The sequence below is a fragment of the Verrucomicrobiia bacterium genome (assembly GCA_019694135.1).
Classification (GTDB): Bacteria; Verrucomicrobiota; Verrucomicrobiia; order JADLBR01; family JAIBCM01; genus JAIBCM01.
Window position 1 is genome coordinate 461,273 of the sequence record JAIBCM010000002.1, and the last position, 18,988, is coordinate 480,260.

Consider the following 18,988-nt stretch of genomic DNA (forward strand, 5'->3'; position numbering starts at 1 on the left):
TTTTTTCTTCTCAAATAAGAATAAGTGATTCATTCTTATTTCATGAAAAAACTATTTTTTAGCAGTCTTTTTTTCTGCTTCATTCAGATGGCGAGTTATAGTCAATTCATTATTGAGCCTTTTGATTATACAGGAAATAATTTAACCAACGCTCTTGGCACAATTTGGACTTTGCATAGTGGAACAACCCCTATTGAAGTTTTGTCTACACCTTCTGACTCCGGAAGCTCTCTTGCCTTGACTAACTTTCCTGCTTCTTCAGGTAATCGTATTCGATTAACTTTTGCTAATAGTGGAGACGCTGGAGTTAATTTCACGCCTCAGGTGACTGTTGATGGAACTGCGATTTATGCTTCTTTTCTACTTAAATTAACAGCTTTGCCTTTTACCAATTATTTTGCCCATTTTTTTCTTGGTAGTAATGGACTGTTTCGTTCCACAACTTGGGCAAAACTTAATGGAAGCAATTATCAACTAGGCATTGGTGTGATAGGCAATAATCCCGTTTTTGCACCAAATTTACTCAATACCAACACCACTCATCTTGTGGTCATAAAATATTCTCGTGTAGCTGGACCAGATAATGATGGTGTTTCTCTTTATATTGATCCAGTGCCTAGCCAGCCGGAGCCAGCGCCTTCGGCCACGCAGACTCTACCAGCACTGGATATATCGGCAGAAGGCGTTGCACGTTTTGGCCTGCGTCAGAGTACAGGAATTGGGGAAATTGAGTTAGACGAATTGCGTATTGGCACGAGTTGGACTGATATCTTTTCCAATGGTTTTCAAGGCACCAATATTGTCACTATTGCTAATAGTGGCGATAGCTCAGAGTTAGGAACTAATGGGATGTTTACGCTTACCAGTAATGGAAGCAATTATCCTATCACAGTGACGTATGGTTTGAGTGGATCAGCCACTTTTTCAAATGACTTTACCCTTGCGATTCCTGCCACTACGAATGCTGTGATTATGACTAATTCCACGCAAACTATTACTATTAATCCCATCCAAGATAATGATACTAATGAAGTAGATCCTGAAACGATTGTGATTACTTTAGATTCTTCGGGTTCGGGCTGGATTTCAGGTAATCCTTCCAGTGCAACTAATTTTCTTTATCAAGGTGTTATTCCATCGCCTGCATCACTTACTGACTATAGTTTGGAATTGCGAAAGCCGAAACCGGGCACTTTAGTTAAATTTTCGAGCTTGAAAGGGTTTAAAACAAAAGGTCGAGTGCGAACAACGAATACCATTTCAGGCGTTTCTTATACCGTTTTACTTGACACAAATAATACTAATACTGATTTTATTTTAGCCGGAAAGTTTAAAGCATTAATAAAAGGGAAGCTGTTCAAAAAGGGGTATCGAGCTACCTATCGCGCTACCAAAACCAGTCGAGCAGGCGTAGGTGTTTTAGCTGGAACGACCTCTATTAAACTTGTAACAAAAGTGGTTGGCTCTGCGGGTGACGCTTATTTTACCAATATATTTCCAACTCAAGTTAAATAAGACCTTAGAAAAAGAATAAAATTTTGCGCGAGGGGGGACTCGAACCCCCACGCCTTTCGGCATACGCACCTCAAGCGTACGTGTATGCCATTTCACCACTCGCGCGATAATTAGACTCTTTATTTAAAGTCAAAATTTGAACTGTGCAAGAGCTAAGCTGCGCTTGCTTGGGGAGATAGGGAAATATTTTCCTCTAAAGCTGGATAAGAAGAGGTTGCAGGTGTTGAAAGGATAGAGGTTTCCTGACTTTTTCGATTTAGTTTAACTGAAATAATTTTGGAAATTCCTTTTTCCTCCATAGTTACCCCATACAAAGTATCGGCGATGCTAATGGTTTTTTTATTGTGAGTAATCAAAAGAAATTGAGATTGATCCAAAAATCGTTTTAAAATTTTAAGAAAACGATCGATATTGGATTCGTCTAAAGGCGCGTCCATTTCATCTAGAACACAAAACGGGCTTGGCTTCACCTTGTAAATGGCAAATAACAAGGCTACTGCTGTCATGGTTCTTTCACCTCCTGAAAGCAAGGAAATGACTTGAGGTTGTTTGCCAGGCGGCTTCGCGACAATTTCGATACCACATTCCAAAGGATCTTGTTCATCATTCAGTAAGAGATTGGCTTTGCCACCACCAAAAAGTTCAGTGAATGTGCTTTGGAAGTTTAGACGAATTTGCTCGAATGTTTCGACAAAAAGTTTTTTCGTGGTGCGATTAATGAAAGTGATGGCATCCAGCAAATGCTGTTTTGCATCCAATAAATCTTTTTGTTGCGACTCTAAAAAGCTTAATCGTTTTTCCAACTCATCATATTCGCTGACCGCTTCCAAGTTAACAGGCCCCATATTATCTAATTTGGATCGCATCTCTTCGATTTGTTGTTGCAACAGATCCCATTCTTGAGGCTCTGTAATATTTTCAGTGGTGGGCAAGGATTCCAAATCTAATTGGTAGGTTCGAAATAGTCTTTCTTTTAGATTTTGTTTTTCTAAATCGTATTTTGCTAATTGTAATTCAGCTTGAGCGCGATTTTGCTGGGTTTGAGTTTGTTGCTTTTGTTGTTTTTGAAAGGATTGCTGCTTTTGATCCAAAGACTGTTGCAATAATCCTCGTTCCGTTTGCAGTTGTTTTAGTTTTTCTTCAATGTTGCCTTGTTGTAATGTCAGGCTCTGAATTTCCTTTTCAAGTGTTTCGTTTTCTTGTTCAAGTTGATGGCGTTTTTCTTGATTGTATTGAATAGATTGCTGTCTTTGTAAGACAATTTCTTTAAGTTCTTGCAATCTCGAGGCAATGGGATCGCGCTGAGCAAATAATCCCTTAAGTTTTTCATCCAAAGCAGCTGTTGTAATACGAAATTCGGTTAATTGTTGTGCGAATTGGGACTCGGTTTCTTGGTGTGCAGGAAGCTGTTCGCGGTAAGTTGCGAGTTGTTGTTGGAGCGCGACGCGTTTTTGTTCTAAAAGGTCTCTTTCTTTGATTTGGTCGTGGTAACGCTCCGTGGCATGTTGATCGGACTCAGTTAGTCGGTAAATTTCACCGGAATAATTTTGAAGTTTTTGTTCAATGTTTTGAATTTGATGTGTGAGCAGATGTAAATCTTTTGCCCAAGCTTGTTCTTGCTGTTTTTGTTGATCAAGTTGATTTTTCAACGTTTCGATTTGTGAGAGAAAAGATTGATTTTTTTCAATGAGACGCGTTTCTTGATCTTTTAAAGTTTGAATTTGTGATTCGAGATCATGAATCGGTTGATGAAATTGATCGATTTCTGCTTGGCGGTTTAAGCGCGCTATTTGCTTGGGTAAGGGGCCTGATCCGATTACGCCGCAAGCATCGATTAGTTCGCCGGAACGTGTGGCGATAATCGCTTGAGGCAACTGTTGTTTAAGAGTGAAAGCTTCATTTAATGTTTCGGTAATGTAAGCGTGATTCAAAAGTGTTGTTAACAACTTTTGATGGGTGGATGAGGTGCTAACAAAATGGATTGCCGCCTCGGAGCGAGAGTCGATTTGTGACTGTTGAGAAATGGAATCAAGAGGAGCCAAATGGATGCGAGCGGTATTTTGATTTTGTAAAAATTCAATAATTTTCCAAGCCGCTTCGGTATTAGGAATGATCAGTGTTTCTAATTGATGTTGCAGTAATGCTTCGACAGCAGTTTGATAGCCGTCGGTAATGTGAATGACTTCAGCCAAAGTTTCCAAAATCGAAATTTCGGGTAATTGATTTTCATGTTTGGCTTGGAAAATTTGTTGGATGGCTGGAGTATATTCTTGGTGGGAAGCTTGCCATTTTTTTAATAGATCGCGTTGTGTAATTTTTTCTAAAAGTTGTTGTTCTAGTTGACGATATTGTTGCTGGATTTGAGCTAATTTTTCTTGAGTTTCTTGCTGTTGTTTTTGGTGTGTAAGCAAGGTTTCTTGCGATTGATGAATTTGTTGAGTGAGATGGCTGTGTTGAGTTTGAAGCGCGCTGTTTTTTTCTCGCAAGGTTTCTAAATTTTTTTGATCTTCATTTTTTTCGTTTTCAATAGTTTCGATGCGTAGGGTTAAAGTGCGCTGTTCCGCATCGCGATTGGAAAGTTGTTGATTAAGAGGTTGTAGTTTTTGTTCCAGAGTCTGGATTTCCTTTTCGCATTGTGTTATGGTTTGAAAATGGAGGCGTAAATTTTCTGAAGCGGTTTGAGCTTGAGTTTGTTTTTCCTGGAGAATGCCTTGATGTTGTAGGATTCGTTGTTGGAGCGCTTCGATTTGTTCAGAAAATTGGTTAAGTTGCTCAGTTTGAATTTTTGAACGTTCTTCGGCTCCGGCGATGTCCAGTGTAAATTGATGATTTTGTTGTTCGATTTCGCTTAATCTTTCTTGGTTTAAAATCTGCCGATTTTTTCCGCGATCAAGGGAGGAGTTGAGCTCCATACGTTGATGGCGCTCATTTTCGATTTGATTTTCCGAAAGTTCTAGTTGCTGGCGCGTTTCCTGGAGCTCAAGTTCTAGTTTGCCTGTTTCTACGTTGCTTTGTTCCAATTCCTCGGTGATGGCAGTCAGTTGAGTTTTGATTTTTTGTATGTGGTGGTGGAGTTCTTGTAATTGATGTTGGCCTAGTTGAGTTTCCAGAGTTTTGAGCTGATTAAAAAGCTCTTGATAGCGACGCGCTTTTCCCGCTTGGCGTTGTAAAGAGTTGATTTGGCGTCGCACTTCACGAAGGATATCTTCTAGGCGAATCAGGTTGGCTTCGGTGTGTTCGAGTTTTCGCGAAGTTTCTTTTTTTTGCGTTTTGTATTTGGTAATTCCGGCGGCTTCTTCAAAAATTTCTCGTCTGTCTTCAGGGCGAGCAGAAAGAATTTTATCAATTTTACCCTGTTCCATGATAGAATAGGCGCTGCGACCGATGCCGGTGTCCATGAATAAATGTTGAATATCGCGTAAGCGGCATAGCGTTTTGTTTAATTCATATTCGCTGCGCCCATCGCGAAATACGCGTCGACTAACAGTGACTTCATGGTATTCGGTGCCGAGTTCATTTTCGCAATCGGTAAAGGTAAGGGAAACTTCGGCCATGCCAACTTGTTTGCGTTGATCAGTGCCGCTAAAGATGACATCGGCCATTTCTGTACCGCGTAGAGCTTTTGCGGATTGTTCTCCCAGAACCCAGCGGATGGCATCGAGAACATTGGATTTTCCGCAACCGTTGGGACCGACGATGGCTGTGACGCCGGCAGGAAATTCAAGACGCGTTTTTTCGGCGAACGATTTAAAGCCGATGAGTTCTAAAGCTTTGAGATACATGAAAACAATTATGAATTAAAAATGATAAATTATGAGTTAAGAAGCGGGAAGTCAATCACGAGCCGCCGTAAGAAGGGGCCGATGTGACGTGAAAGCTTTGGACTAGTTTTCTTTGCACCGATTCTTTTAAGATAACGGGATTGGGTTGGGTAGATCGAAAGTTTTTAGGAATAGTCGCCTCGGGTTTGGGTGTGAGCGGTTTTACAGAACCTGAGCGACACAAACATTCGAATTGATTGTCTTTGTTTAAGTAGCCTAGTTCTACATAAAAAGCGCATGTGGTTGTATCAGTGTAAAGATGCCAGTTTCTCACAACGCCTGGAACTGCGGTGGTTTGGAGGCATTGCCCCTTTTCAGTATAGAGGCGAAGAGTTAATTCGCCGCCGGGGGCGCGTCGTCTCCAGATTTCCAAATCGCTAAGGGATAGGTGCCATTGCGCAAGTAGCCAAAAAGGTTTTTGAGAGCTTAATTTAATAGAGGATAAAGAGGGTGTTGTATTATGAAAGGATTCGGGCACCAGAGCAGGGGGTGGCGGAGTAGAAAAAGTTTTTTTATGGGTTACTCGTGCGGCGTTTGGCTTTTTCTTAGTTGTGGTTTTGGTCGAGGCGGTGCGTTTGCTAAGGAGGCGACGTTTGCGCAAGGCGGTTTTTACGGTTGCTGGACTTTTTTTGGTCGTGCGAATTGTTTTTCTAGGCATAAGTAAATAATAATAGTTTTTTTCAAGAGCGCAAAAGAGTTTTTATGACGGATTTTAGGTGAGATAGGCTTGTTGCACTTCTTCGCAATGTAAGAGCTCTTGGCCAGAACCACTTAAGGTGATTTGTCCATTGGCCAATACGTAGCCGCGATGAGCGATTTTTAAGGCTTGATTGGCATTTTGTTCAATTAAAAGAATGGAAACGCCAGCTTGATTGATTTCTTGAATAATTTGAAAGATTTTTTCTACAATCAATGGAGCTAAGCCTAAGGAGGGTTCATCCAACATGAGTAGTTGAGGTTCGCCCATGAGTGCTCGGCCAATGGCAAGCATTTGTTGTTCACCGCCGCTTAAGGTGCCGCCAAGTTGATGGTGACGCTCTTTTAATAGTGGGAAATAGTTAAAGATTTTTTCTAATTTTTCAGCGTCTTTTTTTTTTGATTTTTGGTAGCTGCCAATGAGAAGGTTTTCTTCTACGGTAAGTCGAGCAAAAATATGGCGTCCTTCAGGAGCTAGGCAAATGCCGCGTTGCACGATTTCGTGAGGAGCGAGTTTATCAAGAGGTTGGTCATGCCAAAGAATTTGTCCTTGGCGAGGCGGCAGCATGCCGGTGATAGTGAGGAGAGTCGTGCTTTTTCCAGCTCCATTGGCTCCGATGAGGGTTACGATTTCGTTTTGTTTCACTTCCAAATGAATATCTTTTAAGACGTCAATAGGTCCGTAACCGGCACGAAGATGGAGCAATTGTAGCATGATTAATTTTCTTTTTTTTCCTGACTTTCTTTTCCAAGGTAGGCCGCGATAACTTTAGGATGAGAACGAATTTCTTGAGGTGTGCCCGAGGCGATTTTTTCGCCGTGATCCAATACAATAATATGATTGGAAATGTTCATGACGACTTTCATGTGATGTTCGATAAGGAGGATGGCGAGTCCATTGTGACGAATTTTTTCGATTAAATTCATCATCGTTTCTAGTTCTTTAGGATTCATGCCTGCGCCAGGCTCGTCCAATAATAAAATGCGAGGGCGGGTGGCCAAAGCGCGCGCGATTTCCAAGCGGCGTTGCATGCCGTAAGGGAGGTGTCGGGCGCACATGGATTGGGCGTCAGCGAGACCTACAAAATCCAGTAGTTCCAAAGCATGAGTGCAACCGTGGGTTTCGGTATGGCGATAGCGTGAAGAGCGTGTTAACACGTGCCAAGGGGCGATTCGATTCCAATGAAATTGGCCGACCATCACATTTTCTAGAGCGCTCATTTCGGCAAAGAGTCGGACATTTTGAAAAGTTCTAGCGATGCCGAGATGGCAAATTTGGTGTGGTTTTTGGAAAGTAATATTTTCTTTTTCTAGAAAAATTTCACCTTCATCGGATTGGTAGATGCCGGTTAAACAATTAAAAAAGGTGGTTTTACCGGCGCCGTTGGGACCGATGAGGCTAAGAATTTGGCCTGAAAAAAGATCGAGAGAAACGTTGGTGACCGCCTTGAGACCACCAAATTTTTTGGTGATGTTTTGAACGCAAAGCAACGGTGTCATATAGCGGATTCTGTTTTTAGTTCGAGTCGTCTTCGCGGATTGCCAAGTAATCCTTGGGGGCGGTAAAGCATCATGATGACCATGAGAGCGCCGAATAGGAGCAATCGATAATCGGCTAGAGCGGGAAACTGATCTCTTAATAATGCGGGGATGAGATAAAGGAGCGCGCTGCCGAGCAGTGATCCAGGAATGTTGCCTAATCCGCCGAGTATGACCATCGCTAGCACAAGCGCTGATTCTTCAAATCGAGCAGCAGAAGGATCAAGAAAGCCGATGTAAGCGACATAGAGAAGGCCGGCGAGTGCAGCGAAAACAGAGCTAAGCATGAAAGCCGTGAGCTTCATTTTTACTACGGGAATGCCCATGGCTGCAGCAGCCGTTTCATCTTCGCGAATGGCGATCCAAGCACGGCCAATGCGAGAATGATAAAGTCGATGTAATACTAATGCGCAAAGAAAAATAAAAGTGAGAACGATGAGATAAGTAAATTGAATCGAAGTGATTTGTATAGTAGGAGAAAAAGTGATGGCGTTAATTTTTGATTCTAAAGCGAGGCGAATGCCTTTATCGCCGCCGGTTAAATCGGTGAGATTGCGCATAAGTTCTCGAAAACTTTCTGCAAATCCCAAGGTGACAATGGCCAGGTAATCACCTCGAAGTCGTAAACAGGGTAGGCCGACCAGCCAACCCATGATTGCGCCGACCAAAAGCACTACGGGTAAACTCATCCACCAAGTTAAGCCGGGAATCATTTGTTGGAGGAGGGCGAAGCTGTAACCTCCTACGGCAAAAAAACCGGCATAACCCAGAACGAGTAGTCCGGTCATGCCGACAGCGATGTTGAGTCCTAACGCTTGAATCATGTAAAGGCCAATAAAAATGGCGAGATTTAAGGTGTAGCTAGTGAAGAAGAAGCCTGAGACGGCTAAGATGAGAAAAAGGGCGAGATGAAATTTGGAATTTGCTAAAAGTGTGACGAGAAGTGTGGAGGGATCTGAAGGAGTGGTGTGAGATGAAATTTTATTTCGTTTGAATCGTCGAAAAAGGAAGATGAAAAAAAGAATAGCAAAAAGGGGTGCTAAATTTTTTATGAGTTGCCATCCTTGAAAAAAATTCCATTGAACGCTAACGGTGCCTTGGTGAAAATCGTAATTAAGTTTTAGCCAAACAAAAGGAGCAGTCAGTAGCGCTAAACCCAATATTCCGAGAATTAATTTTAGGACGTTTGATTTCATACCTTATTGGCTACACGTTCGCCTAAAAGTCCGTGAGGTCTAATGATGAGGATGGCCATGAGAATGAGAAAGGTGGTGATATTTTTCCAATCACTACCCAGATAACGGCTGGTGAAATCTTCTGCAAGTCCGATGAGGATGCCGCCTAAAACTGCTCCGGGAATATTGCCAATGCCGCCAAGAATGGCTGCGGTGAAAGCTTTCAATCCGATGAGATAGCCGGAATTGAATTGCATGGAACCGAGATACATCGAGACCATGACACCCGCAACGCCGGCGAGTCCGGAGCCTAAGATAAAAGTGAAAGCGATAATGCGATTAACAGGAATGCCCACGAGGTTGGCCATGAGATTATCTTGAGATGTGGCACGCAGGGCAATGCCGAGTTTAGTTTTTTGAATGAAAAGAAAAAGGCCGATCATTAAAATGAGAGTTGTGCCGAGAATAGCGGTTTGAAGATAGGTCATGGTTATGGGGCCGATTTTGAGCGTGTTGAGTATGAGCGGATCGCTGTAGTAGCTGGGAAATAAAACTTTATCTTTGCTTACGCTGAGCATGATGAAATTTTGTAGAACGATGGAAAGTCCAATGGCGCTTGTGAGTGGTGCTAAGATGTGGGCATGACGAAGTTTACGATAGGCGATGCGCTCGTTGCTATAACCGAAAGCGGAAGCGATAAGGACGGCGAAAAATAATCCTAGCACAAGATTGAGCGAAAAAAAATCGCCCCAAAGCGTGGTAAAACTACCGATCGCGAAAACGCAAGCAAACATGCCGATCATGAAAATTTCGCCATGCGCGAAATTGATCATACCTAAAATGCCGTAAACCATGGTGTAACCCAAGGCAACTAATGCATAGATGGCGCCGCGGGTTAATCCGTTTATTAACAATTCCATGGGGAAAATTTAATAACAGAAAAAAGAGAGAGCGTTAAGACTTTTTGTTTGGCTACTAGTTATGAGTAGTCAGCACTCAAGTTTTTTTAAAATTCTTACTTTTTAGCGGTCTGTTTTTGGATTACTAATTGGCGACGAATTTTCCGTTTTCCACTTTCCAAATAATGAAGTTGGATTGTTTGGGATCGCCTTTTTCGTCGAATTCTACTTTTCCTAAGCAAGTGTCGTAAGGATGAGCCCGTAGCGCTTTGGCCACAGCTTCTGCATCGGTGGTGCCAGCTTCTTGAATGGCTTGCAAGAGAACGTTAATAGCTTCGTAGCCGTAAACTGAATAGGGACCTTCAGCTCCGTAGCGGGCGCGATATTTTTTTAAGAAAGGCTGAGCTGAGGGCATGGATTGGAAATCAGGAAAGAAGGTGAGATAAGTGTCTGTTGCGTAATTGCCGGTGGCGTTGATGAATTCTTTCATGAAACAACCGTCACCTGAGAGGAAAGGAATTTGAGAACCACTTTGGCGCAGTTGCACGAGAAGCGGACCGCCTTGTCCATACATGCCGCCGAAAAATAACATTTCGGCCTGATTGGCTTTGATGGCAGAAAGGTTGGCGCGAAAATCCATTTCTTCTCGGCTCACGCCAGCGAAAACTACGGCCTGCGCGCCTAGATTTTCTATGGTTCGTTTGAATTCTTCAGCAAGTCCTTGCCCGTAGGCAGTTTTGTCGTGAAGGATGGCAATTTTTTTGGCTTTGAGTTGGTTGACGGCAAAGTCGCCAGCAGTTTTTCCTTGTTGATCATCGCGTCCGCAGATGCGGAATAAAGTTTTGTAACCTCTTTCGGTAACATCAGGATTTGTGGAGCCAGGTGTTATTTGCAGGATATTATTTTGTTTATAAATTTCAGAAGCCGGGATGGTGCAACCACTGTTAAAATGGCCTATGACGGCCGCCACATCATTAGCGACTAGCTCTTGGGCCACTGTGACAGCTTGATTGGGTTTTCCTTCATCGTCGCGTATAATGGTGGTAATTTTTTTTCCTAAAATACCTCCTTTTTCGTTCCATTCGTCAATAGCAATTTCGGAACCGTAAAACATTGTGGTGCCTATTTGTCCATCGGGTCCAGTACGAACCCCTGCCAGGCCAAGACGCAGCGTATCATCAGATTTTTTGCAGTTAATTAAGTATAAGCCAATAAAGACAAGGGGAATAATTCGTTTCACAAAAATAAGATTACAAAAAGTAAAGTAATAATGTCAATAGAGGTTAAAGCATATTTTATGATAATTTTTTACAAAATTGTATAAAAATTAAAAAAATGTTTGACATTTTTTAAAAAATTGCAAATCTAGCACCTTTCATAAGATAAAAATTAAATTGTCACTTCATAAAACCGTTCTCTAACAGTCTAAAATAAAAAACCTCCTTAGAAAGGAAATTTTCGTTATGAAAATAACAATTAATAAGGATGGTTGGGGTAGGAGAGGTCTGATAAGCCTCTGGGGAAGTCAAACGATTAAGGCGCAAGTTGCGCTTATCAAAGGGGTGATCTTAAGTGGTTTGCTTCTTTTCGTCATTAATAATTCGGTTCCTGCGTTGCAGTTGCCTGTTGAAGCCGATATGTCATTGCCGGAAGGTAAAGCTATCTTTAATCCCGGCAATAAAAAGAGAGCCAAGATAGGTGGCAAAAAAAACTATATAACCTACTTGAAGTTTGACGATTGTGCTTTACCGGCTGGATTAACAGGTGACAACATCGGCAAAGCAGTCTTGCGAATCTATGCTTGTAAAACGAGAAAAACTTGTCCAATCAGTGTAGTGCCGATTCAGGCGCCTTGGACAGAACAGGATATCCGAGGACCTTTCATATTAAGTAACTTGGCTGTCAGCGGTAAAATCGAGAGAAAAAAGACTTATGCTTCACTGGATATTACCGAGATCGTGAGAGCTTGGACGTCGGGTCAAATTGCTAACAACGGTCTAGCTATTAAAGGTGAAAGAAGTGCTTTAGCCTTTTTAGACACTAAGGAAAATCAAAAAACAGGCAATTCAGCGGTTTTAGAAGTTGCTTTGGTTTCTGCTGGGAAACAGGGCGAAGAGGGGCAAAAAGGCGAAATTGGGCCGCAAGGGTCAGAAGGTCCTCAGGGACCGCAAGGCGAACAAGGGCCGCAAGGTGAGCCGGGTGCGCAAGGTCCTAAAGGGGACAAGGGCGACAAAGGTGATACTGGTGCACAGGGACCTCAAGGTGAAGTGGGTCCAGTTGGTCCCCAAGGTGAACAAGGCTCTGTGGGTCCTCAAGGAGAACAAGGGCCTGTAGGTCTCCAGGGCGAGCAGGGGCCGAAAGGAGATCAAGGTGATGTGGGACCTCAAGGTCCTCAAGGTCCTCAAGGAGAGAAAGGGGATCAGGGTGAAATAGGTCCAGTTGGCTCTCAAGGTGAACCAGGACCTGTCGGTCCTCAAGGCCCTTCAGGATTAGCTGGCACTAATTCAGTTACGGTTACTAATTTTGCTACGCTACCTGCTGTGCGTGCGACAACTATCGCTCAGACCATTCCTGAAGATATTTTGACTACAATCTCTTATGATGGAGCAGAAAAGTTTGATACTTTTAATCTTCACGACATTGGAGTGAATCCCCAACGTTTGATTGCAAGTTATCCTGGCTTTTATCAAGCAACGCTTCAGGTGGACTGGCCAAAATCAGGAACAGCAGAACGAGAAATCCGTATTTATAAAAATGGTACGGAGCTCGTGGCTCGGGTTAATAATCGAGCTATTTCCTCTAATGAACAGGGGCAAAGTGTGACTACTTTAATTAACTTAAGCCAAGGAGACTGGTTGGAAGCTCGCGCTCTTCACGGTGTTTCAGGTGGTTTAAGAATAAAGAGTGATTTTATGATGCATTGGTGTGGCCCGCTTTAAGGCATTAGTAAATAAATTAAATCTTAATACCAACAGCTCATTCTTTTGAGCTGTTGGTTTTTTATTTTGTGATTTTTTAGATAAAATTCAAAAACTCTTTGCAAATTCCGCCACTATGGACGACATTGTGTAAGTTATACTTGGATTAAGCATGAAAGTAAAACTCACACACTTCACCAGTTATTCTAGTAGCATCACTAACGTTTGGTTCCCAAATTTCAACCATAGAAAGGGTCTTCTTTATGAAAGAGACTATTCTTTACCGGGGGGAGAAGATCTTGCTAGGTTGTTGTCAGAAAATTCAAGGATTAAGACTTGAGACGATTATCTTTAGAAGTATAATTGTAGTCAGTTTACTCCTTTTTTTTGTTAATAATCCCATTTATGCGTTGCAGTTGTCGGTAAGTGACGATGTTTCGATGCCGGCGACAGGGCCTTTGAATAATAAAGGGGGTTCCAGTTCAAAATTGAAATTGAACGATAAGAAAAAAAGCGTGGTTTATTTCAATTTTGATCAATCGGCTTTACCGGAAAATTTAACGGCTGATAATATTAGCAAGGCGACTTTCCATGTTTATGTTAAGAAAATTAAAAGGCGAGGGCCTGTAACTTTGATGCCGATTATGGGGCGATGGGGTGAGTTGGATATCGCTGCGCCGCTTGTTTCGGACAGTATGAATGTTACTGGGCAAATTGTAGGTCAGAAACAATATGTTTCCTTTGATGTAACCGAGATTGTGAAAGCCTGGTTTTCGGGACAACTTCCTAATGCAGGATTTGCCATGAAATCTGATACTAAAGGGGCTTTTGCTATTTTTGACAGCAAAGAGGATAGAAGCACGGGGCATCCGGCTACCTTGGAGATTGCTTTGGTAGATTCCGGGCCTCAGGGGATTCAAGGGGAGCAAGGATTAGTTGGGCCTCAGGGGCCACAGGGTGATATCGGGCCAGAAGGTGCACAAGGTTTAACTGGGCCACAGGGCATTCAAGGCATTCAGGGTGAAAAAGGGGATAAAGGGGATCAGGGCGATGTGGGTCCTCAGGGGCCACAAGGTATTCAAGGTGATCCTGGAATTCAAGGGCCACAAGGTGAACAGGGGCCAATCGGATTGACTGGGGCACAAGGTCCTCAGGGCATTCAAGGTGAAAAAGGGGATAAAGGGGATCAGGGTGATGTGGGTCCACAAGGGGCTCAGGGACCGCAAGGCATTCAAGGCGATCCTGGAGTTCAGGGTCCTCAGGGTGTTCAGGGTCCTCAAGGTCCTGCATTGAATGTAAACACAGTAACGACCGCTACAGGAGCTCCGGGTTCTTTAGCAGATGTTCAGATTAGTCAAAGCGGTACTGATTTAGATTTTTCCTTTACGATTCCTGAAGGTCAAAAGGGAGATAAAGGGGATCAGGGTGATATTGGGCCAGAAGGTCCCGTGGGTCCGCAGGGACCTGTTGGCGCGGCGGGAACGAATTCCATTACGATTACCAATTTGGCTCCTTTTCCGGCAGTCCGGGTTAAAACTTCGGGTCAAGTGGTGCCTGCTGCTACTCTCACGGCTGTATCATTTACTAATGAAGTCTATGATTCCTTTAATATGCACAATCCTGCCGATCCTACTAAAATAACGGCATCCACTGCGGGTCTTTATCTTTGTATTGGCCAAGTGAAGTTTCCTACTGGTGGCACAACTCGTTATCAATTGCAAATTGTTGAATCAGCTACAGGTTCACCTTTTGGAGAAACAGTGGTTCGTGTGGCTGCTAATAGCGATCAAACGGTTCAGGTGACTGCGTTGGCTGCTTTGTCCGCGGGTCAGAGTGTGCAGCTAAGGGTCGGACATGATTTGAGTGGTTCAATAACGACAGGGGAAGTTAATTTCTCAGCAATTTGGGAGTCTAATGCGCCTTAGATCGAGTTGTTAACAAAAAGCTTTAAAATTTAAGCTTAAAAAAGCCCAGCTTTTGCTGGGCTTTTATGTCTTTTAAAATTATGTAAAATACTTAATAAAAAATAGTTATAAATTAAAAAATATTTGCAAAAAAGAAAATCATGAACGATCTTGTATTAGATTTATATTTGATCATGAAAGAAAAAATTATGCACAACACGGTTTCTAATGGGCTTAATTTAACAAACGTGAAGGTCACTATTTTCAACCTTAGAAAGGGTCTTCTTTATGAAAGAGGGTATTCTCTACCGGGGGGAGAAGATCAGAAAAGGTTGTTTTTATCGGGGGATAAGAGGGGTTAAGAGCCTGTTTTTTTTGGGGGTACTTCTTCTTTTTATCGTCAATAGTTCTCTTTTTGCTTTAGAACTTGCTGTTACCGACGATGTTTCCATGCCTGCGAGCATTCCTTTTAATAATAAAAGGGGATTAGAGTCGAAGTTGTTATTAGGTGGCAAGAAAAAGTTTGGGGTTTATCTGAAGTTTGACAATTCGGTTTTACCGAGTGGTTTGATGGAGGATAATATCAGCAAAGCAACTTTGCGAGTTTACACGACTAAGATTAAGCGTCGCGGTATGGTAAAGGTGATGCCTATTAGCCGTAGTTGGAGTGAGTTGGATATTGCCTTGCCGACAGTTTATGAAGAGCGAGCTCTTAGCAGTCAAATTGTCAAAGAGAAAGAATATGTTTCTTTGGATGTTACCGACATTGTTAAAGCCTGGATTTCGGGTCAGATTGCCAATGAAGGCTTTGCGATTAAGGGGGACAATATTGATGTAATTTTAGCGAGCAAAGAGACTCGGAAACAAGGGGGTCACCCGGCTATCTTGGAGGTGGCGTTGGTCAATTCAGGTCCACAAGGGCCACAAGGAATTCAGGGGTTGATTGGACCTCAAGGTGCAACCGGGCCCCAGGGTCCTGCTGGAGCTGATCCTACAGTGGGAACTGTTACTACGGCAACGGGTATGCCTGGAACTGCTGCGAATGTTATCATTACCGATAATGGTGGCGGAATGTTTGATTTTAATTTTACGATTCCGCAAGGTGAAAAGGGAGATAAAGGCGATAAAGGTGATCAGGGTGATCCTGGACCACAAGGACCTCCTGGAACACCTGGAACGAATTCTATTACTGTCACCAATATTCCTACTTTGCCAGCAGTTCGAGTTAATACTTCGGTTGCTGGTGGACAACTTGTGCCCGATTCTATTTTAACAACGATTGAGTTTACCGGACCCGAAGATTTTGACACATTTGGTTCTCATGGTGTTCTTCCTGGGGAACATCCTGAAAGGTTGAATGCAGTCTTTCCAGGTTATTACCAAGTAACGTTGCAGATTGATTGGTCAGCTTCGGGGACTGCAGAGCGAGAAATTCGTATTTATAAGAACGGCGCTCTACAGGTGGCTAGAGTTAATAATCGAGCCATTTCTTCAGCGGAGCAAAGTCAGATTGCTACTACCTTGATTCAACTCAACGTTGGAGACTGGGTAGAGGCTCAAGTTTTGCATGGGGTGGTTGGTGGATTGACTGCACGGGGACAATTTATGATGCATTGGGCAGGGCCGCTTTAGGAAAATGAATGAGCCAACAGTTCGATGTTTGTGAGCTGTTGGCCATAAGGAAAAAAGAAATGAAAATCTTATGAAAAACGAATCCCTAAAAAGAAATGGTACAACCATTCAAGTCTATCGCATTTTTGATTTAAGTGCGTACATGCATGGAAACTTCGCTATGCATTAGGCAAATCATTAAAAATATTCTTTCGAAACTTTCTAATAAACCTGGAAGAGTGCTTTGTTTTTAAAAATTGTAATATATTTATATTTAAATACTTACAATTAATTTTTATTTGAAAAATGAATTTTTTTGAGTTATATTAAAACACAACAATAGACAAAAAATTTTAAGAAAAAACCGTTTATGAAGAGATCGAACCTAATAACAATTTTTATGAAATAGAAAGGAACTACTTATGAACCCCAAAACGCTAATAACAAGTTTTCCAGGATCAATAATGGTAAGACTATTGCAACGTAGTATCGTAATTGGAATATTTTTATTCGGTCTTGAAATAGGGGTTAACGCCTTGGAATTATCCATCCATGACGACACCAGTTTACCTTCTAGCAGTCCTAGCAAGGCGGCTAAAGCGGCAAAATTAAAATTGGGAGGTAAAAAAAATGCTGCCGTTTATCTTAATTTTGATGCATCGGCGCTTCCTGATATGTTGGCTTCCAATGCGATTACCAAAGCGACTTTAAGATTTTTTGTTTCTAGTTTGAAATCACCTGGAAGCGTTACTGCAGTTCCTATTACCCAAACTTGGAGTGAATCCAATGCAAGCGCTGCTCCTGCGGTCGATGAGACTTTCTTTTCTGCAGGAGCTACAGTAGAGGTTAAAAATCAATACACATCCATCGATGTCACCGATCTCGTCAAAGCTTGGGTCAAAGGAGAAATCAGTGATGCCGGAATTGCGCTATTGCCTAAGGCTGGTTTAGATGCCGTTTTAGATAGTAAGGAAAATCGTTTAACCAGCCAGCCAGCGGTTTTACAAATTGCTTTAGCTTCGGGTGAAATAGGTTTGCAGGGGCCACAGGGAGATCCCGGTCCTCAAGGACCTGTTGGACCACAAGGCCCTCAAGGTATTCAAGGAAATACTGGTCCACAAGGGCTACAGGGTCCTGCGGGACCACAAGGCCCCCAAGGAATTCCTGGAGCGGATTTTAATGGAGCGATTGCGGGTGGAGATTTAACAGGAACTTATCCTAATCCTCAAATTGCTCCCAATGTCATCACTAGCTCCAATATTGTGGATGGAACGATTCGAGAAAGTGACGTCGCTAACTTTGCTGTTACAGCACCTAAAATTGGACAACTTCCTGCTGTGAGAGCGGCCAAGCTATCGCCACAAGCTTTCGCTGCCAACACTCTTACTACGATTTTTTTCGATGCACCCGACGATTTTGATACTGTCAATATGCACAGTCCCCTTGCTACAGAAAATCCTGAAAGGTTAACGGCGCCCATCTCAGGTTATTATGAAGTCTCTGCAATTATTATATGGGCTAGTGATGGCAGTGGCTATCGTGAACTAAGAATTTTAAGAAATGGATTAACAACCGATACAGTTACTGCAGAAAATATGATTCCTATGGGTCAATCAGGAGTTGTTACAGTTCAAAATTTAAGCGCATTAGTTAAGTTAACCGCGGGCGAATGGGTGGAAATGAAGGCTTTATTTCAAGGGCCCGCTCTTCTTAGTGTTACCGGTGGTTACTTCATGATGCATTGGGTGGGAGCATTATGAAAATGACTTACAATCTTTGAAAAATAAAAAAACTTGGGTTACCGTACAATAGGCAATTTAAATGATCGAATAACTAACCACTAGAAAGGGCTTCACATTATGAACTGAACTAAATGACTCTTGGAAAGGAGTAACTTATGGACGTTTCATTGCAAAAATCTATCTCCTATAAATTTCAATCTCTCATTAATAATTACTTAAGATCAAAAAATAAAAAAAATCTTCTTATATTTACCTTTTGTTTCACTTACCTTTTCTCGTTTGCTAATGATCTTACTGTTAAAGATGATATTAGCTTTCCCTATGCCAACGTAAAAATTGCGGGTCGGTCAGGAAAATTAAAATTGGGAGGCAAAAAAAATGCTAAGATTTATCTTCAATTTGATCCTTTTGCTTTACCCGATCATATCAGTGCAGATCAAGTGGCTAAAGCGACTTTAACTTTCTACGTTTCTAAACTTTTTAAACCCGGTGCTTTTAGCCTTGAGCCTATTACTAGTTCATGGAGTGAATCAAATTTTTCCGAGCCTGTAGTTGTTAGTTCTTCTTTAAATTCTGGAGTCATCGAGTTATTGAAGCCCAATCAATATGTTTCAGTTGATGTAACCGAAATAGTGAAATTATGGATTTCAGGCGACATGTCGAGTGACGGTTTTGTTTTAATTCCTTCCCGCGGTGTCAAAGCAAATATCGACAGTAAAGAAAATAAAAAAACGAGCAAAGCGGCGACTTTAAAAATTGTTTTAAACTCTGAAGGAACACCTGGAGTTCAAGGACCAGCCGGGCCAGAAGGACCACGAGGCGAGCAAGGTGAACAGGGAGCAGCTGGGCCACAACCTATGGTGGGGACAGTTAGTACTACCACTCTTCCTGTAGGCAGTTTAGCTAGTGTTGTTGTGACCAATGTGGGCAATAGTATATTTAACTACGAGTTTGGAGTTCCTACAGGCGCACAGGGCCCGCAAGGAGAAACGGGAGCAACGGGTCCCGAAGGAGCACAGGGACCGCAAGGAATTCAAGGTGAGACCGGAGCAACTGGAGCACAAGGTCCACAAGGTGAACAAGGACCAATTGGATTGACAGGACCGCAAGGAGAAACAGGTGCAACGGGTCCCGAAGGAGCACAGGGACCGCAAGGAATTCAAGGTGA

13 protein-coding genes and 1 tRNA gene are annotated in these 18,988 nt (G+C 42.5%); 6 read left to right on the plus strand and 8 right to left on the minus strand.

The window, feature by feature from the left end:
- Nucleotides 1–87: 87 nt before the first annotated feature.
- Nucleotides 88–1,515, plus strand: coding sequence for a hypothetical protein (locus K1X66_04545; protein MBX7157638.1), 1,428 nt, complete (start codon nucleotides 88–90; stop codon nucleotides 1,513–1,515).
- Nucleotides 1,516–1,539: 24 nt separating this feature from the next.
- On the opposite strand, the gene K1X66_04550 is transcribed toward K1X66_04545, so the two are convergent.
- The 8 genes from K1X66_04550 to K1X66_04585 form a co-directional block, all read right to left on the minus strand.
- Nucleotides 1,540–1,620, minus strand: a tRNA-Leu gene (locus K1X66_04550).
- Between the two features lie 47 nt (nucleotides 1,621–1,667).
- Nucleotides 1,668–5,297 (minus strand): chromosome segregation protein SMC, encoded by a 3,630-nt coding sequence (gene smc / locus K1X66_04555; GenBank protein ID MBX7157639.1) that lies wholly within the window; start codon nucleotides 5,295–5,297, stop codon nucleotides 1,668–1,670.
- A 55-nt stretch (nucleotides 5,298–5,352) separates the two neighbouring features.
- Entirely contained in the window at nucleotides 5,353–5,994 is a 642-nt protein-coding gene (locus K1X66_04560) for a DUF4912 domain-containing protein (GenBank protein MBX7157640.1), read from the minus strand.
- A 54-nt stretch (nucleotides 5,995–6,048) separates the two neighbouring features.
- Entirely contained in the window at nucleotides 6,049–6,747 is a 699-nt protein-coding gene (locus tag K1X66_04565; GenBank protein MBX7157641.1) for an ABC transporter ATP-binding protein, read from the minus strand.
- Nucleotides 6,748–6,749: 2 nt separating this feature from the next.
- A complete protein-coding gene (locus K1X66_04570; protein MBX7157642.1) occupies nucleotides 6,750–7,532 on the minus strand; it encodes an ABC transporter ATP-binding protein in 783 nt (260 codons plus the stop codon).
- Nucleotides 7,529–8,767 (minus strand): branched-chain amino acid ABC transporter permease, encoded by a 1,239-nt coding sequence (locus K1X66_04575; GenBank protein MBX7157643.1) that lies wholly within the window; start codon nucleotides 8,765–8,767, stop codon nucleotides 7,529–7,531. The genes K1X66_04570 and K1X66_04575 overlap by 4 nt, the downstream gene beginning before the upstream one ends.
- Nucleotides 8,764–9,666 carry a branched-chain amino acid ABC transporter permease gene (locus K1X66_04580; protein ID MBX7157644.1) on the minus strand — a complete coding sequence of 301 codons (903 nt, stop codon included), beginning with the start codon at nucleotides 9,664–9,666 and terminating at the stop codon, nucleotides 8,764–8,766. Before K1X66_04580 ends, K1X66_04575 begins: the two co-directional genes overlap by 4 nt.
- A gap of 124 nt (nucleotides 9,667–9,790) precedes the next feature.
- Nucleotides 9,791–10,885, minus strand: coding sequence for a branched-chain amino acid ABC transporter substrate-binding protein (locus tag K1X66_04585; protein MBX7157645.1), 1,095 nt, complete (start codon nucleotides 10,883–10,885; stop codon nucleotides 9,791–9,793).
- Nucleotides 10,886–11,108: 223 nt separating this feature from the next.
- Here K1X66_04585 and K1X66_04590 point away from each other — a divergent pair, with 223 nt between their 5' ends.
- From K1X66_04590 to K1X66_04610, 5 genes are all read left to right on the plus strand, one after another.
- Nucleotides 11,109–12,584 (plus strand): DNRLRE domain-containing protein, encoded by a 1,476-nt coding sequence (locus K1X66_04590; protein MBX7157646.1) that lies wholly within the window; start codon nucleotides 11,109–11,111, stop codon nucleotides 12,582–12,584.
- A 242-nt stretch (nucleotides 12,585–12,826) separates the two neighbouring features.
- Complete coding sequence (locus tag K1X66_04595; GenBank protein MBX7157647.1) at nucleotides 12,827–14,488, plus strand: DNRLRE domain-containing protein; 1,662 nt, start codon at nucleotides 12,827–12,829, stop codon at nucleotides 14,486–14,488.
- 354 nt (nucleotides 14,489–14,842) lie between these two features.
- Nucleotides 14,843–16,099 (plus strand): DNRLRE domain-containing protein, encoded by a 1,257-nt coding sequence (locus K1X66_04600; GenBank protein ID MBX7157648.1) that lies wholly within the window; start codon nucleotides 14,843–14,845, stop codon nucleotides 16,097–16,099.
- Between the two features lie 515 nt (nucleotides 16,100–16,614).
- Nucleotides 16,615–17,838, plus strand: a complete 1,224-nt coding sequence (locus K1X66_04605; GenBank protein MBX7157649.1) for a DNRLRE domain-containing protein — start codon at nucleotides 16,615–16,617, stop codon at nucleotides 17,836–17,838.
- Nucleotides 17,839–17,975: 137 nt separating this feature from the next.
- Nucleotides 17,976–18,988 (plus strand): DNRLRE domain-containing protein (locus K1X66_04610; GenBank protein MBX7157650.1); only part of this gene is annotated, 1,013 nt, incomplete at its 3' end.